At 68.0% G+C, this 2,882-nt stretch carries 3 protein-coding genes; 2 read left to right on the plus strand and 1 reads right to left on the minus strand.

Going from position 1 to position 2,882, the window contains the following annotated elements:
- Positions 1–1,110 (plus strand): energy-dependent translational throttle protein EttA (gene ettA, locus VGL85_RS08935; RefSeq protein ID WP_331588212.1); only part of this gene is annotated, 1,110 nt, incomplete at its 5' end.
- 76 nt (positions 1,111–1,186) lie between these two features.
- On the opposite strand, the gene VGL85_RS08940 is transcribed toward ettA, so the two are convergent.
- Complete coding sequence (locus tag VGL85_RS08940; RefSeq protein WP_331588214.1) at positions 1,187–1,633, minus strand: hypothetical protein; 447 nt, start codon at positions 1,631–1,633, stop codon at positions 1,187–1,189.
- Between the two features lie 140 nt (positions 1,634–1,773).
- Between VGL85_RS08940 and VGL85_RS08945 the strand changes: the two genes are divergently transcribed.
- Complete coding sequence (locus VGL85_RS08945) at positions 1,774–2,709, plus strand: 2-hydroxyacid dehydrogenase (RefSeq protein WP_331588217.1); 936 nt, start codon at positions 1,774–1,776, stop codon at positions 2,707–2,709.
- The last annotated feature ends 173 nt before the right edge of the window (positions 2,710–2,882 follow it).

Below are 2,882 nucleotides of genomic sequence, written 5' to 3' on the forward strand. Positions count from 1 at the left end.
GACGAGCCCACCAACCACCTGGACGCGGAATCGGTGGCCTGGCTGCAGCACCACCTGGAGAACTTCCCCGGCTGCGTCATCCTGGTGACCCACGACCGCTACTTCCTCGACCAGGTCACCAAGTGGACGCTCGAGCTCGACCGCGGCAAGGGCGTGCCCTACGAGGGCAACTATTCCGGCTGGCTGGAGCAGAAGGAAAAGCGCGTCCGCCAGGAGAACAGCGAGAGCGAGGCGCGCCAGCGCGCCATGGCCCGCGAGCTGGAATGGGTGCGCTCCTCGGCCAAGGCGCGGCAGGCCAAGTCGAAGGCGCGTCTGGCGGCTTACGACGAGATGGTCAACCAGCAGGAGCGCGAGAAGCAGAGCTTCGCCACCATCCAGATCCCGCCGGGCCCCAGGCTGGGCAATGTGGTGATCGAGGTCGACGGGCTGGAGAAGGAATATGGCGACAAGGTCCTGTTCAAGGGCCTGAACTTCCGCCTGCCGCCCAACGGCATCGTCGGGGTGATCGGCCCCAACGGCGCCGGCAAGTCGACCCTGTTCAAGCTGATCACCGGCCAGGAGAAGCCGGATCAGGGCGCCATCCGCCTCGGCGAGACGGTCAAGCTGGCCTATGTCGACCAGAGCCGCGACGACCTCAAACCCAACGATACGGTGTGGCAGGCCATCTCCGGCGGCCTGGACGTGATGAAGATCGGCAACCGCGAACTGGTCAGCCGCTCCTATGTCGGCTCGTTCAACTTCAAGGGCGGCGATCAGCAGAAGAAGGTGGGCCAGCTGTCGGGCGGCGAGCGCAACCGCGTCCACCTGGCCAAGACGCTGACCACCGGCGGCAACGTCATCCTGCTCGACGAACCGACCAACGACCTGGACATCGAGACGCTGCAGAACCTGGAAGACGCGCTGGAGCAGTTCGCCGGCTGCGCCGTGGTCATCAGCCACGACCGCTGGTTCCTCGACCGGCTGGCCACCCACATCCTGGCCTTCGAAGGCGACAGCCACGTCGAATGGTTCGAAGGCAATTTCGAAGCCTACGAGGATGACAAGAAGCGCCGCCTGGGCGCGGACTCGCTGATCCCCAAGCGGATCAAGTTCCAGAAGTTCGGAAGATAGCGCCCCTTCTCCCGCAGGGGGAGAAGGGGCGCCGAATCCGGGACTGGCCGTATCGAGCCGTCCCCTATGACAAAGCCTATTGCGGCGCTGGCCCGCCTGGCTGGTCGGTGGTCGCCGGGGCGTTGGAGGCCGGCGGCTGGGCGTTGCTCGGGGGCGCCTGGTTCAGCGGCGGCTGGGCCGGGGCGGTGTTGACCTGCGGGCTGACGGTCGGCGGGGTGTCCGAGACGTTCGCATCCGGGGCCTGGGTCTGGGTCGACAGCGGCATCGAGCCGGCGTTCGAGGGCGTGGTGGCCGAAACGTTCGAGCCGGCGTTGCTCGCCGATGCGGCCGTTCCGCCCGACCAGTCACGCGTCCGGCGCTGGCTGGGCGAGGCCTTCATATAGGCCTTGAGGTTGGCATAGGCGATCGGTTGGGCCGGCTCGGCATAGGCGCCGGCGCTCTGGCGGTGGGTGCTGGCGGCCTGGGCGGCCGCGGCGGTCATGGCGGCGACGGCGATGCCGGCGACGAGGAGCTTCGGGTTCATTGTGTTTCTCCCTGGGGTGGGACGGCGAGGGTTGCAGTGACTGAAGCTGAACTTTTGACCTCGGCCTTGGTTCCGCAAAGGCGGTCTGGCCAAGCCGGGGCGCCGGGCGTTATTGAAGGGCCCGAGAGCTCGAGGTCGCCATGCCCGACAGCAAGCCCGCCATCCTCATCGTGCAGCCGCATCTGGGTGTGCTCGGCCCGCTGTTCGAGGCGGAGTTCACGGTCTGGCGGCTATGGGCCGGGCCGCCGCTGGAGGCGGCGAGCGGCATCCGCGCCTTGTTGGTGGCGGGCGAGTTTCCCATCGACAAGACCTTCGCCGAGAGCCTGCCGCACCTGGGCCTGATCGCCTGCTTCACCGCCGGTTACGACGGCGTCGATCTGGACTGGGCGAAGGCGCGCGGCCTGAAGGTCAGCCATTCGCCGGGGGTCAATCACGAGGACGTCGCCGACCACGCCATGGGCCTGATCCTGGCCGCGACGCGCGGCATCGCCGAGGGCGACCGGCTGGTGCGCAGCGGCGCCTGGAAGGCCACGGAGAAGAAGATCACCGGCTCGCTGGCCGGCCAGCGTCTGGGCATAGTCGGCCTGGGCGCGATCGGCGAGGGCGTCGCCCGGCGCGCCGAGGCCTTCGGGCTGAGCGTCTCCTGGTGGGGCCCGCGCGACAAGCCGGATGCGAAATGGCCGCGCGCCGCCAGCCTGGTCGAGCTGGCCAGGGACAGCGACATCCTGGTGGTGGCCGCCCGCGCCGATGGCGACAATGCCGGCCTGATCTCACGCGAGATCATCGAGGCCGTCGGGCCGCAAGGCCTGCTGGTCAATATCGCGCGCGGCCAGCTTGTGGATGAGGACGCGCTCATCGCCGCGCTGAAGGACGGTCGCCTCGGCATGGCGGCGCTCGACGTCTTCGCTGACGAACCCACCGCCGCCGACCGCTGGACCGACGTTCCCAACACCGTCCTGACCCCGCACACCGCCGGCGCCACGGCCGCCGCCCTGCCGAAAATGGTCGCCCTGACGCTGGAAAACCTCCGCCGCTTCTTCGCCGGCGAAGCCCTGGTCAACCCGGTGGTGGAGTAGGCGCCGCGCCCTTCAAACCTCTCCCAGAGGGAGCTAGCAGGTTCACACATCTCGTCGATAGTCCTTGATATCAATGACTTAGAATGGCCTGCGCAAAGGAGCCCTTCTCCCCTTGCGGGAGAAGGTGGCCCCGAAGGGGTCGGATGAGGGGTTGAAAGCCCTATACGGTACGC

The organism is Phenylobacterium sp., from assembly GCF_036501465.1.
Taxonomy (GTDB): domain Bacteria; phylum Pseudomonadota; class Alphaproteobacteria; order Caulobacterales; family Caulobacteraceae; genus Phenylobacterium.